Raw genomic sequence first — 12,459 nt, forward strand, 5'->3', positions numbered from 1 at the left:
TGCCTTGAGATCGCCGCACATCCCGCGCGCCTGCCGTGTTCACGCTGTGCGGCCCGCCGCTTGCGCTGCGCGCCTTCCTCCCCCATGTTGAGCCCATGAACGATCACGCCCTGAGTCTTGCCGAAACCCGCCTGTTGCTTCCCGCCGGCCTGGATGCCACCAGCCTGGAGCGCGCCTTCGGCACGCTGCTCGGCCCCGGCATCGATTTCGGCGACCTGTATTTCCAGCATTCGCGGCGCGAGAGCTGGAGCGTGGAGGACGGCATCGTCAAGGATGGCGCCCACTCCATCGAGCAGGGCGTGGGGGTGCGCGCGATCTCCGGCGAGAAGACCGGCTTCGCCTATTCCGACGACATCCACCGCGATGCGCTGCTGGCTGCCGCGCAGTCGGCGCGGGCCATCTCCCGCGACGGCGGCGCGCAGCCGGCGCACGCGCTGCAGCGCGGTGGCGGCCGCGCGCTGTATCCGGCGCTGGACCCGGTGGACGCGATGGACAACGCGCACAAGGTGGAGCTGCTGCGGCGGCTGGACCAATACCTGCGCGCCGCCGACCCGCGCGTGCAGCAGGTGATGGTGAGCCTGTCCGGCGGCGTGGACACGGTGCTGGTTGCGCGCAGCGACGGCGTGCTCGCCGCCGACGTGCGCCCGCTGGTGCGGCTGAACGTACAGGTGATCGTCGAACAGCAGGGCCGCCGCGAATCCGGCTATGCCGGCGGCGGCGGCCGCTACGACTACGCCACGCTGTTCGCCGACGGCCGCCCGGAAGCCTTCGCCCGCGAGGCCTTGCGCCAGGCGCTGGTGAACCTGGAGGCGGTGCCGGCGCCGGCCGGGGTCATGCAGGTCGTGTTGGGCCCGGGTTGGCCCGGCGTGCTGCTGCACGAGGCGGTCGGCCATGGCCTCGAGGGCGACTTCAACCGCAAGGGCACCAGCGTCTACGCCGGCCGCATCGGTCAGCGCGTGGCTTCGCCCGGCGTCACCATCGTCGACGACGGCACCCTGGACGGACGCCGCGGTTCGCTCAACGTCGACGACGAGGGCACCGCGACCCACTGCACCACCCTGATCGAGGACGGCGTGCTGGTCGGCTACATGCAGGACACGCTCAACGCGCGGCTGATGGGCGTGGCGCCGACCGGCAACGGCCGCCGCGAATCGTTCGCGCACCTGCCGATGCCGCGCATGACCAACACCTACATGCGCGCCGGCCAGCACGATCCCGAGGAGATGATCCGCTCGGTGAAGAAGGGCCTGTATGCGGTCAACTTCGGTGGCGGCCAGGTCGACATCACCAGCGGCAAGTACGTGTTCTCGGCCACCGAGGCCTACCTGATCGAGGACGGCAAGGTCACCGCGCCGGTGAAGGGCGCCACCCTGATCGGCAACGGCCCGGAGACCATGCAGAAGGTGCGCATGATCGGCCACGACCTGGCGCTGGACGAGGGCGTCGGCGTCTGCGGCAAGGACGGGCAGAGCGTGCCGGTGGGCGTGGGCCAGCCGTCGTTGCTGATCGACGGGCTGACCGTGGGCGGGACGGCCTAGGAGCCGGGAGTGGGGATTCGGGAATCGGGAATCGGCAAAGCGGGCGCCGCGGTGGGCTGCGGCGTTGCAGGGCTGGCGGACAGGTTCATCGTGCGCCGCGCTCGCTGGGCTGGGAGCGCGTCGTCCGTTGTGCGCGGCAGCCGACGTTGCCGCGCCTCAGTCGCGCGTGTCGTCGAACGCCGCGTCGTCGTCCGCTTCTTCGATTCCCGATTCTCCATTCCCCATTCCCGACGCACCCCCCAGGATCATCTCGCGCAGCTCCCGGAACAACTCGCGGTAAGCGTGCGGCGGCTTGTTCTTCAGCCGCTCGTCCTTGGCGTTGCGGACCAGCTGGCGCAGCCGCTGGCGGTCGGCGTCGGGATGCTCGGCCAGCAGTTCGGCCAGCGCGGTGTCGCCTTCGGCGAGCAGCCGCTCGCGCCAGTCCTCGACCCGGTGCATGGCCGCCACTTCGCGGCGCGCGCTGTCGCTGTTGACGTCCATCGCCTCGCGGATCGCCTCCAGCACCGCCTCGTCCTCGCGCCGCATCTGCTTGGCCAGGAACGCCAGCTGCCGCTTGTGCGCGATGTGCGAGGTGATGCGCTTGGTCTCGGCGATGTGCGGCAGCAGCGATTCGGGCACCGGCAGCTTGGCCAGCTGCGCCGGGGTCAGCGCCACCAGCTTCTCGCCCAGGCTCAGCACTTCCAGCGCCTCGCGGCGTTGCTGGCTGCGGCTTTCGCCGCGGAATTCACCGGTGTCTTCGTCGCGTCCGCGCATGCTCGTACTACTCGATCGGGCTGGAAATCAAATCAACACATCCGGCCAGGACGGCCGGACAGGGGCGAAGGGATTCGCACAACAAGGATAAAGCATTGAACGCGATCACCCCCGATTTGCACCGCGACGACAGCCAGCAGCGCCTGGAGCGCCTGTCCGACATCGCCGAGCGGCTGCTGGCGCGCGCCCGCGCGCTCGGCGCCAGCCAGGCCGAGGTCAGCTGCAGCGAAGACCGCGGGCTGGACGTCAACGTGCGCCTGGGCGCGGTGGAGACGGTGGAATCCACCCGCGACCGCGGCATCGGCGTCACCGTCTACTTCGGCCAGCGCAAGGGCAGCGCCAGCACCGCCGACCTGCACGAGTCCAGCCTGGAAGCCACCGTGGCCCAGGCCTGCGCGATCGCCCGCTACACCGAGGACGATGTGGCCGCCGGCCTGGCCGAGGCGGCACTGATGGCGCGCGAGCAGCCGGATTTCGACCGCTGGCATCCGTGGCCGCTGCAGGCCGAGGAGGCGATCGACCTGGCGCTGGCCTGCGAGGCCGCCGGTCGCGATGCCGATGCGCGGATCAGCAATTCCGACGGCGCCTCGGCCGGCAGCAGCGAGAGCCTGTCGGTCTATGCCAATTCGCACGGCTTCGTCGGCTGCGAGCGCAGCACCCACCATTCGATCGCCTGCACGCTGATCGCCGGGCAGGGCGACGGCATGCAGCGCGACGGCTGGTACAGCAGCGCGCTGGCGCGCGAGGACCTGGAGCGCGCCTCGGCGATCGGCCGCCGCGCCGCCGAGCGCACCGTGGCGCGGCTGCAGCCGCGCTCGCTGCCGACCGGTGAGGTGCCGGTGCTGTTCGCGCCGGAAATGGCGCGCTCGTTGATCGGGCATCTGCTTGGCGCGGTGTCCGGTGGTTCGCTGTATCGCCGCGCCAGCTTCCTGCTCGACAGCGCCGGCACCCGCCTGTTCCCGGAGTGGTTCGCGATCGACGAACGGCCGCACCTGCGCCGCGGCCTGCGCTCGGCCGCCTTCGACGGCGAGGGCGTGGCCACCCGCGAGGCGCCGCTGGTGCGCGACGGCGTGCTGCAGCGCTACGTGCTGGGCAGCTATTCGGCGCGCAAGCTGGGCCTGCAGACCACCGCCAATGCCGGCGGGGTGCACAACCTGCAGGTGGCGGCCAATGCCACCGACCTGCAGACCATCGTCAAGGGCCTGCCGCGCGGCCTGCTGGTCACCGACCTGATGGGCAACGGCGTCAACCCGGTCACCGGCGACTACTCGCGCGGCGCCGGCGGATTCTGGATCGAGAACGGCGAAATCGCCTATCCGGTGGACGAGATCACCATCGCCGGCAACCTGCGGCAGATGTTCCAGGACATCGAGGCGGTCGGCGCCGACATCGACGTGCGCTCGCATGTGCATATCGGCGCGGTGCTGGTCGGCAGGATGACGGTGGCCGGCAACGACTGAGCGCCGCGACGCAGGCAGCGCGCAAGGACGCACAGGCATGCAGGCAAGCGACACCGAGAACACGATCGCCGACGGCCCAGCGCCCGCGTGGGAGCGCGCGCTGGCGGCATTTGCGCATCTGTCGATGTGGATCGGCTTGTTCGCCGCCTGCAATGCGCACCTGGGCTACGCGCTGTGGTGGCTGCTGTTGCTGTGGCTGTTGCCGGGCGCGCAATGGTGGGCGATGCGGGGCAGGCAGCCGTTCGTCGCCGAACACGCGCGCCAGGCCATGCGGATGGGCCTCGGCCTGTCCCTGCTGAGTGCGGTCTTGCTGGCGCCGAGCGTGCTGATCTTCGGTGCCGTGCTGGTGTTCGGGTGGCTGCTGGTCCTGATGCTGCTTGTGGCGATGGGCGTCAGCCTATACGCGGCGGCCAAGGCCATGCTCGGTCGCCGCTAGCGCGATCCGCTGCCGTATGGGGCGTCGGATCAGCGCCGCGGTTGCCGAGCGGGCGATCCTTGCGCCCGTCGAGGCGTCTTCCCGCCTTGCCGGCTTGGCTTGACAGCGCTGCGCCAGCCGCCGAGAGTGACGCGCCAAACGTCTTGTCCCCTCACCACCAAAGGAACGGAATACCGATGAGCGAATTCGACAACGTCACTGCCCCGCCGCCGCCGCCGGCCTCGGCAGGCCCCCAGGAAGATCGCACTGTCTCGCTGATCACCCATCTGTCCGGGATCATCGCCGGCTTCATCGTGCCGCTGATCATCTGGCTGGTGAACAAGGACAATCCGGCCAAGTCCTTCCTCAACGACCAGGCCAAGGAAGCGCTGAATTTCCAGATCACCGTCGCCATCGCGTACGTGATCTGCGTGGTGCTCAGCGTGATCGTCATCGGCGGATTGCTGATGCCGGTGGTGTGGGTGGTGAACCTGGTGTTCTGCATCCTGGCCGGCATCAAGGCCAACGACGGCGTCGCCTACCGCTACCCGTTCGCGCTGCGCCTGATCAAGTAAGCGCGCCTGTGACGCGTCCCCGAAGGCCCGGCCGCTGCGCCGGGCCTTTTTTGTGCCCGCGCCGCGCTCCGGCGGGAGGTCGCAGGGCGGCCAGGCGCAACGCCGCCACCGGCCGGTCAACCGCGGCCCGTGCTGCGCGTTTGCAAGGCTGTCGCCATCACCGGAGCGCCGCATGATCCGCCGCGAGAGCTTGAGCGCCGCCAACCGCTTCGGCCTGGGCGCCCGTCCCGGGGACCTGACCGGCATGGGCGAGCCGCGCGCCTGGCTGGCCGTGCAATTGCAGTCGCCGCCGCTGGCGCCGGCGTTGCAGGGCCTGCCCGACAGCCTGGCCTACCTGCGCCGCGAGGCCGACTACCAGCGCGAACGCCGCCAGGCGCGGCAGCAGGCGGCCGGCGATCCGCAGCAGGCCGCCCAGCAGGCGCAGCAGGCCGCGCGCGGGCTCTATCGGCAGGCACAGGCGCAGGAACTGGCGGCGCGCTACCGGGTCGCGGTGTCCAGCCCGGCCGGCTTCGCCGAGCGCCTGGTGCAGTTCTGGTCCAATCATTTCGCGGTCTCGGTCGACAAGCGTGCGGCCGCGCTGTACGCGGCGCCGATGGAGCGCGAGGCGATCCGCCCGCACTGCATGGGCCGCTTCGCCGATCTGCTACTGGCGGTGGAGCGTCACCCGGCGATGCTGCGCTACCTGGACAACGCCAATTCGGTCGGCCCCGACTCGCTGCTGGCGCAACGCGCGCAGCGCCGGGCCCTGCGCCTGGATCCCGAACGTCCCGTGCGCCGCCTGGGGCTCAACGAGAATCTGGCGCGCGAGATCCTGGAACTGCACACGCTGGGCGTGGACGGCGGCTATACCCAGGCCGACGTCACCGAACTGGCGCGTGCGATCACCGGCTGGGGCGTGCCGGCGCCGCGCGATTTCGAGCAGGGAGCGCCCGGGGCCGCCTTCGTGTTCCGCGCGCCGGCGCATGCCGCCGGCAGCCGCCTGGTGCTGGGCCGGCGCTACGCCGAGGACGGCGTGGCGCAGGGCGAGGCGATCCTGGCGGCGCTGGCCCGGCACCCGGCCACCGCGCAGCACGTCTCGTTCAAGCTGGCCCGGCATTTCGTCCGCGACGACCCGCCACCGGCCTTGGTGCAGCGCATGGCCGACGCGTGGCGGCGCAGCGATGGCGACCTGCGCCACGTCTACCGCGCCCTGATCGACAGCCCCGAGGCATGGGACGCGCAGGCGCGCAAGTTCAAGCCGCCGCAGGATTTCGTGGTGTCCGCACTGCGCGCCGGAGGTGCCTGGCCCGAGGCGCCGCCGCAGCAGAAGACCGTGCTGACCCTGCTGGCACGGATGGGGCAGCCGCCGTTCACGCCGCGCTCGCCGGCCGGCTATGCCGACGTGGCCGCGGAATGGAGCGGCGCCGACGCACTGTGGAAGCGCGTGCAGGCCGCCGAGGCGCTGGCCGGGATGGCCCCAGGCGAGCCGCTGGCACTGGCCGCGACCGCGTTCGGCGACGGTCCGGATGCGGACACGCTGACCGCGGTGCGGCGCGCCGAATCGCCGCGCGAAGGCGTGGCGGTGCTGCTGGCCAGCCCGGCCTTCCAATGGCGCGCCTGAGCGGCGCGCGGTCCGATCCGCGATGGGAGAAGCTCCGATGCAACTGACACGCCGTCGTTTCCTTGCCGCCAGCGGTGCGGCCACCGTGTTGAGCCTGTGGTCGGGCAGCGGCCTGGCCGCGCCGGGCGCCGATACGCGCCTGCTGGTGGTGCTGCTGCGCGGCGCGCTGGACGGGCTGCACGCACTGGTGCCGACCGCCGACCCCGACTACGCACGCCTGCGCGGCGCGCTGGCGCCGCCGCAGACCCTGGCCCTGGATGGCAGCTTCGCGCTGCATCCGGCGCTGGCGTTCGCGCACGCGCTGTACGCGCGCAAGCAATGGCTGCCGGTGGTGGCGGTGGCGCCGCCGTACCGCGAGCGCTCGCACTTCGAGGCGCAGGATTGCCTGGAGAACGGCACCGCGCGGCCCAGTGGCGCCTCCAGCGGCTGGCTCAACCGCTGCGCATTGGCCCTGCACGGCGCCGAGGCGGTGTCGGTGAGCGCGGTGACGCCGCTGATCATGCGCGGCCCGGGCGCGGTGAACAGCTGGTCGCCGCCGCTGCCGAGCGCGGTCAATCCGATCCTGCTGCAGCGTCTGCAGCCGCTGTATGCCGCCGATCCGCAGCTGGCCGGCGATTTCGCGCGCGCGCTGCGCGAGCAGGGCATGCAGGTGGACAGCGTCAAGGGTGGGCAATTGCCGCAGGCGATGAGTGCGGCGGCCAGCTTCATGGCCAAGCCCGACGGGCCGCGGATCGGCTTCGTCGAGGATGCCGGCTGGGATACCCATGGCAACCAGGCCGCGGTGCTGCAGCGCAAGCTGGGCGAGCTGGATGCGGGGCTGCGCGCGTTCCACGATGGCGCGCAGGCCTGCTGGTCGCGCAGCGTGGTCGCGGTGGTGACCGAGTTCGGCCGCACCGCGGCGGTGAACGGCACCGGCGGGACCGACCATGGCACCGGCGGGGTGGCGTTCCTGGCCGGCGGCGCGGTGCGCGGCGGGCGCATCGCGGGAGACTGGCCCGGCCTGTCGCCGCGGGCCTTGAACGAGGGCCGCGACCTGCGCGCCACCAGCGACCTGCGCAGCCTGTTCCGGCACGTGCTCGGCGCGCATCTGGGCGTGTCCGAGCGCGCGCTGGACACCCAGGTGTTTCCCGGCAGCGCGGGGCTGCCCAGATTGGAGGGCCTGGTGGCCTAGGACACACCACACGGGCACAGAGGTGCGGCCTGGGCCGCACGCGAACCGGGCGCCGACGCGAGGTCGGCGCCCGGGGACATCACCGGCGTGCCGGACTCAGTTCTGCGACGGATTGTTCTCGGCGAAGTACTCGTGGCTGTCGGCGTTCTTCACCGCGCGCGCCGGATCGCTCTTGGCCAGGCTCTTGGCCGCGCTCTGGCCGTACGCGGTGTCCTGCGTGCCGGCGACCACGCTGAAGTGGCTCATTTCGTGGATCAGGGTGCCGGCCTTGGAGTCGGTGCCGGTCAGCGGCGCGCTCCAGAACGCATTGCACACGTAGATCTGGTACGGCTGGTTCGGATACACGTAGGCGTAGGAACTGTCGCTGCAGCCGCAATTGATGGTGATCTGGCCGTTGTTCTGGTCGATCGCCGAATCGATGTTGACGAAGTTGGACGTGGCGGTGCTGTAGCGGCTGGCGTTGTAGGCGCCGAACCAGGTGGTGTAGCGCGCGCCGGTGCTGCCGCCGTTGAGGTAGGTCTTGGCGTTCTGCGAGTAGGTGCGCGCCGCGTTCACCGCGCTGCCGATGGTGCTGATCTGGCTGGTGCTGCACGAGGCGTAGTTGACGCCGTTGACCACCGCCTGCGGGCCGATCATCAGGTCGTTGCGCACCGCATGGCCGCGGCCGCCATCCAGCCATACCGTCAGCGGCGCGCTGGACAGGGTCTGCGGCTCGCCGTCGGCACGCAGCATGCGCGCGCCATCGGCGAGCGCGGCGCCCTGCAGCGGCGCGTCGAGGCGGATGCTGTAGGTGCCGCTGCGGGTCAGGTCGTAGGCGCGGCTCAGGTCGATCTGCGCCTGCTTCGCTTCGCCCGGCTGCAGCACCACCATGTCCTCGGCGCGCGGCGCGGCGCGCTTGACCAGGCGCCCGACGTAATCCACCGGCTTGCCGTCGCGCTGGACCTGGAACAGGGCGTTGTCGAGATCGCCCAGCGGCAGTTCCCACTTGGGCACGCGTGCGACCTGCGTGCCGGTGTTGCGCACGGTCACCGCCATCTGGCCGCGCTGCTGGCCGTCGGCGTCGGCGACCGGCGTCAGTTCGACCTGCAGCGGCGCGGGCGTGCGCGTGAGTTGCGATTGCGCCGTGGCCGCCGAGATGATGCCGACCAGGCTGAAGCCGATCGCTGCCGAGATCCGGGATGCGTGTTTCATGCAGTCTCTCTCCGTCGAAAGTGGGCGCCCCGTGACAGGGGCCGAAGCAAACTAGCCCGGTGATGCGCGCGTGCGCGTCGCAGGTGCGTTTGTCTTCGATTTCGTCCAGCGAAGCGCGCGCCAGGTCTCAGTATCGGCATCGCGGACAGACATCGCCGCATGTGAGTGTCGCGCTGCAGCGGCCTTGCCGCAGCGGCATGCACTGGATCGAGCGCAGCGTTGCGGATAGGCCATGTGGCGATCACGCTCGCACTGTGCGTGTGCGTGCGTGCAGATCGTGCTGGTGGCGGCGTTTGCCGAAGGCGATGAGGACGTCCGCGATCTCCATTCGCCGCAGCCGGCGTCATCGCGATCTGCAGCGGTATGCGCGGCTTCGGAATTTTTGCGGTAACGCGGGTTGCCGTGGCGTGAGATGCCCCTGGTCGCCTGGTGTGGGAGTCAACCGTCATGCATCCGCGACGAGCGGCGTGGCGGACGATCGGATCGCGAAAGCAGTCGGGACTGAAGTCCCTCCCACATTGCCCCAGACACTCACCGCAAGCCCATGTAGCAGCGGCTTCAGCCGCGACAGGCATGACCGATGCCGTCTGTCGCGGCTGAAGCCGCTCCTGTAACAGCGCCTCTGGTCATCACCGGCTGCGCGCGGCCAGCGCCAGCATAATTCCCTGGATTCGCGGATGCGGAGCAGCGCCTGCGCGGTAATGACGCGTGCGGCCCAGCCGCAACGATCGCACGCGTCGAGCGCGGCGATCAGTGCGCGCGATCGACCGCGAGCCGCGCCAGCGCCGCCAGTGCATCGGCGGCAGCGCCATAGCCGTGCAGGCTGTCCTGCATCGCCTGCGCCAGCTCGGCCAGCTTGGCCTTGGCGCCGTCCATGCCCAGCAGGGCAGGGTAGGTGGACTTGGCCTGCGCGACGTCCTTGCCGGCGGTCTTGCCGAGCTGTTCGGAGCTGGCTTCCACGTCGAGGATGTCGTCGCGCACCTGGAAAGCCAGGCCCAGCGCGGTGGCGAAGCTGTCCAATTGCGCGAGTGCGGCGGCGTCGGCGCCGCCGCCGAGCGCGCCCAGGCGCACGCTGGCGCGGATCAGCGCGCCGGTCTTCAGTGCATGCATGCGTTGCAGGTCCGGCAGCGCCTGCACGCGGCCGGTGGCGTCGATGTCCAATGCCTGGCCGCCGCACATGCCGGCTGCACCGGCGGCCTCGGCCAGGGTCTGCAGCCACTGCACGCGCAGCGGTGCCGCCGCGTCTTCGGCATTGGCCAGCAACGCGAACGCCAGGCTCTGCAGCGCGTCGCCGGCGAGGATCGCGGTGGCTTCGTCGAAGGCGATGTGCACGGTCGGCTGGCCGCGGCGCAGGGCATCGTCGTCCATCGCCGGCAGGTCGTCGTGGACCAGCGAATAGGCGTGGATCAGTTCCACCGCCAGCGCCGGTGCATCCAGGCGCGCGGCGTCGGCGCCGAACAGCGCGCCGCTGGCGTAGACCAGCAGCGGGCGCATGCGCTTGCCGCCGCCGAGGGTGGCGTGGCGCATCGCCGCGTGCAGGCGCTGCGGCGCCAGCGTGGCCGCCGGCAACTGCGCCTGCAGCCCGGCTTCCACCCGATCGCGCCAGCGCGCGAACGCCGCCTCAGCCGCCATGGGGCGGTACGGGGTCGAAGGGTTCGGCGCTGTCGGGCTGTTCGGGATCGCTGAGCAGGCGCACGCGCAATTCGGCCTGCTCCAGCGCCTGCTGGCATTGCCGATACAGGCCCACGCCACGCTCGTAGGCGCTGAGCGACTGCTCCAGGCTCAGGTCGCCGGCTTCCATCTTCTCCACCAGCACTTCCAGCTCCTCGAGCGACTGCTCGAAGCGCGCGACCGGGGAGGCATCGTCTTGGGACTTCTTGGGCATGGCGAAAGTGTGCGCGGCGGCGGCGGCAGGGTCAATGCGAGGCGGGCGCCGCCACGGGCAGCGGATCCAGCGCCAGGTGCGCGGCGTGCGCCTGCAGCCAGGCGTGCAACGGCGCGGCCAGAAGGTCCGGTCCGGCGGCCAGCAGTTGCGTGGCGTCGAACAGCAGCGGCAGTCGCAGGCGCTCCCACGGCGGCAACGCCTGCGTCTGCAGCAGGTGCTTCAGTGCCTGCGACTGCGTCCGCCCTGGCAGAAGCAGACGTTCGCCGCCGCGGCGCGCGCGCACCAGCAGCGGCGTATCGAAGGCCAGCGCGGTGTCGGCGCGCAGGTGCAGGCAGCGGCCATCGGGCAACGCCAGCGGCGCGCGGCCGTCCCACTGCGCCTGCCAGTCCGCAGGCCAGGGCGCGGGGTCGCGCTCGGCGTACAGCGTGTCGTGCCAGCTGCGCACGCAGGCGCCGTGCCAGGCGAACTGCGCCGAAGCATCGGCGCGCGGCTGCAGCAGGTCGCGTTCGATCGCGGCCAGGCCGGCCGCCGGCAATGGCGGCAGGCCGGCCTGTGCGACCCAGCGTCGCAGCACGCGCGCGCGCCGCGCCGCAGGCAGGGCGCGCAGCGGGGCAAGCGGCAGCGGGGCACCGGGGGCGTCCTGCAGCGCGTCGAGCGCCGCGCCGTCGTCCACCTCCAGCAGCGCACTGGCGTCGGCGCATAGCTGCGCGCTGCGGGCGAGGGCGGCGTCGGCGTGCGGCCAGCGCTGGCGCAGCAGCGGCAGCACCTGCAGGCGCAGGAAATTGCGGTCGAAGCCGGGGTCGGCGTTGCTGGGGTCGTCGATCCACTGCAGGCCGTGCTGCTGCGCATAGGCATACAGCGCAGTGCGCGGCTGCGCCAGCAGCGGCCGCCACAGGCGGCTGCCGGCGAAATCGGACAGCGCCTGCATCGCCGCCAGGCCATCGGGCCCGGAGGCGCGCAGCGCGCGCAGCAGGAAGGTTTCGGCCTGATCGTCGCGGTGCTGCGCCAGCACCAGCCATTCGCCGGGCTGCAGCGCCTGCGCGAAGGCGTGGCGCCGTGCCTGCCGCGCCGCCGCCTCCAGGCCATCGCCGCTGTCGCGCGGCACCTGCACCCGCACCACCTGCAGCGGCACCGCCAGCGCGTTGCACAGCTGCGCGCACCGCGCGGCCCAGGCGTCGGCGTCGGCATGCAGGCCGTGGTGCACATGCAGCGCGCGCAGGCCGGCGTGGCGGTACGACGGCCGCTGCGCGAGCAGGTGCAGCAGCACGGTCGAATCCAGCCCGCCGCTGAGGCCGAGCAGCAGCGGCGCCGGTGCCGGATCGGGCAGCGCGGTGGCGAGTGCGGACAACGGGGGCGTAGAGGCGTGCGGCGGCATCGCGTCACTGTAGACGCAAGCGCAGGTCAGCGCGAAGCGTGGCATGGCGACGTCTTTGCGCTTGGCAGCATTGTGGGAGGAAGTTCAGTCCCGATGCCTTTCAGCTAATCGCGTCGGGACTGAAGGGCACCTCGAACAACCTGCCACGACCTGGAGCCAGGGGGTAGCATCTGTCGCAACGGCACCAGAGCGGCGCCTGATCGTGGTGGTTGGGAGGCTGAGGTGGCCGCTGGGCTACCTCAGCCGATCACGCTGGCACCATGGCCCGCTCCTGTAGCCGTGCCAGCCGCATCACGTTATGGCTGGCGACCTTCAGCCCGATCACCACCTTTGCCCGCGCCAAGCCGATGCAGCGTACGAACTTGCCGCCTTGTTGGGCCAAGCGCGCAAACGGGTGCTCGCCGAACACCCGATCCTTGGCAATTCGGCGGTTCCGGCGCTTTGCTGCCTCGCTCAAGGGCTTGCGCGCATGCCCTTGATGCTGGATCGCGGGGCG

General features: G+C 71.4%; 11 protein-coding genes and 1 pseudogene. 6 read left to right on the forward strand and 6 right to left on the reverse strand.

Features of this window, described 5'->3' with window-relative positions; genetic code table 11:
• The first annotated feature begins 95 nt into the window (after positions 1–95).
• Positions 96–1,538: a metalloprotease TldD gene (gene tldD / locus CEK66_RS16815; protein WP_152237656.1), complete on the forward strand. Its 1,443-nt coding sequence runs from the start codon at positions 96–98 to the stop codon at positions 1,536–1,538.
• A 156-nt stretch (positions 1,539–1,694) separates the two neighbouring features.
• Here the strand turns inward: tldD and yjgA are convergent, their stop codons facing one another.
• On the reverse strand, positions 1,695–2,291 hold the full coding sequence (yjgA, locus tag CEK66_RS16820) for a ribosome biogenesis factor YjgA (RefSeq protein WP_017910610.1): 597 nt from the start codon (positions 2,289–2,291) through the stop codon (positions 1,695–1,697).
• Positions 2,292–2,386: 95 nt separating this feature from the next.
• Between yjgA and pmbA the strand changes: the two genes are divergently transcribed.
• The 5 genes from pmbA to CEK66_RS16845 all read left to right on the forward strand — a co-directional run bounded on the left by pmbA (position 2,387) and on the right by CEK66_RS16845 (position 7,512).
• Entirely contained in the window at positions 2,387–3,751 is a 1,365-nt protein-coding gene (gene pmbA / locus CEK66_RS16825; protein ID WP_152237657.1) for a metalloprotease PmbA, read from the forward strand.
• A gap of 37 nt (positions 3,752–3,788) precedes the next feature.
• Complete coding sequence (locus CEK66_RS16830) at positions 3,789–4,187, forward strand: DUF4870 domain-containing protein (RefSeq protein WP_152237658.1); 399 nt, start codon at positions 3,789–3,791, stop codon at positions 4,185–4,187.
• A gap of 176 nt (positions 4,188–4,363) precedes the next feature.
• Positions 4,364–4,741 (forward strand): DUF4870 domain-containing protein, encoded by a 378-nt coding sequence (locus tag CEK66_RS16835; protein ID WP_152237659.1) that lies wholly within the window; start codon positions 4,364–4,366, stop codon positions 4,739–4,741.
• 172 nt (positions 4,742–4,913) lie between these two features.
• Complete coding sequence (locus CEK66_RS16840; protein ID WP_152237660.1) at positions 4,914–6,341, forward strand: DUF1800 domain-containing protein; 1,428 nt, start codon at positions 4,914–4,916, stop codon at positions 6,339–6,341.
• Positions 6,342–6,378: 37 nt separating this feature from the next.
• Complete coding sequence (locus CEK66_RS16845) at positions 6,379–7,512, forward strand: DUF1501 domain-containing protein (RefSeq protein WP_152237661.1); 1,134 nt, start codon at positions 6,379–6,381, stop codon at positions 7,510–7,512.
• Between the two features lie 96 nt (positions 7,513–7,608).
• On the opposite strand, the gene CEK66_RS16850 is transcribed toward CEK66_RS16845, so the two are convergent.
• From CEK66_RS16850 to CEK66_RS16870, 5 genes and pseudogenes are all read right to left on the reverse strand, one after another.
• Positions 7,609–8,703 (reverse strand): M35 family metallo-endopeptidase, encoded by a 1,095-nt coding sequence (locus CEK66_RS16850; protein WP_152237662.1) that lies wholly within the window; start codon positions 8,701–8,703, stop codon positions 7,609–7,611.
• A 750-nt stretch (positions 8,704–9,453) separates the two neighbouring features.
• On the reverse strand, positions 9,454–10,335 hold the full coding sequence (locus tag CEK66_RS16855) for a polyprenyl synthetase family protein (RefSeq protein ID WP_152237663.1): 882 nt from the start codon (positions 10,333–10,335) through the stop codon (positions 9,454–9,456).
• Positions 10,325–10,588 carry an exodeoxyribonuclease VII small subunit gene (locus CEK66_RS16860; RefSeq protein ID WP_017909613.1) on the reverse strand — a complete coding sequence of 88 codons (264 nt, stop codon included), beginning with the start codon at positions 10,586–10,588 and terminating at the stop codon, positions 10,325–10,327. The genes CEK66_RS16855 and CEK66_RS16860 overlap by 11 nt, the downstream gene beginning before the upstream one ends.
• 31 nt (positions 10,589–10,619) lie before the next feature.
• A complete protein-coding gene (gene tilS / locus CEK66_RS16865; RefSeq protein ID WP_226978651.1) occupies positions 10,620–11,936 on the reverse strand; it encodes a tRNA lysidine(34) synthetase TilS in 1,317 nt (438 codons plus the stop codon).
• Positions 11,937–12,210: 274 nt separating this feature from the next.
• Positions 12,211–12,459 (reverse strand): annotated as a pseudogene (locus CEK66_RS16870) (IS5/IS1182 family transposase); the annotation flags it as partial.

It is taken from the genome of Xanthomonas sp. LMG 12460 (genome assembly GCF_009192895.1).
Lineage (GTDB): Bacteria > Pseudomonadota > Gammaproteobacteria > Xanthomonadales > Xanthomonadaceae > Xanthomonas_A > Xanthomonas_A sontii.

Bases quoted from the DNA above. Each gene is read 5' to 3' on its own strand.
- tldD (WP_152237656.1), top strand. From the start codon at position 96: ATGAACGATCACGCCCTGAGTCTTGCCGAAACCCGCCTGTTGCTTCCC.
- yjgA (WP_017910610.1), bottom strand. From the start codon at position 2,291: ATGCGCGGACGCGACGAAGACACCGGTGAATTCCGCGGCGAAAGCCGC.
- CEK66_RS16830 (WP_152237658.1), top strand. From the start codon at position 3,789: ATGCAGGCAAGCGACACCGAGAACACGATCGCCGACGGCCCAGCGCCC.
- CEK66_RS16835 (WP_152237659.1), top strand. From the start codon at position 4,364: ATGAGCGAATTCGACAACGTCACTGCCCCGCCGCCGCCGCCGGCCTCG.
- CEK66_RS16840 (WP_152237660.1), top strand. From the start codon at position 4,914: ATGATCCGCCGCGAGAGCTTGAGCGCCGCCAACCGCTTCGGCCTGGGC.
- CEK66_RS16845 (WP_152237661.1), top strand. From the start codon at position 6,379: ATGCAACTGACACGCCGTCGTTTCCTTGCCGCCAGCGGTGCGGCCACC.
- CEK66_RS16850 (WP_152237662.1), bottom strand. From the start codon at position 8,703: ATGAAACACGCATCCCGGATCTCGGCAGCGATCGGCTTCAGCCTGGTC.
- CEK66_RS16855 (WP_152237663.1), bottom strand. From the start codon at position 10,335: ATGGCGGCTGAGGCGGCGTTCGCGCGCTGGCGCGATCGGGTGGAAGCC.
- CEK66_RS16860 (WP_017909613.1), bottom strand. From the start codon at position 10,588: ATGCCCAAGAAGTCCCAAGACGATGCCTCCCCGGTCGCGCGCTTCGAG.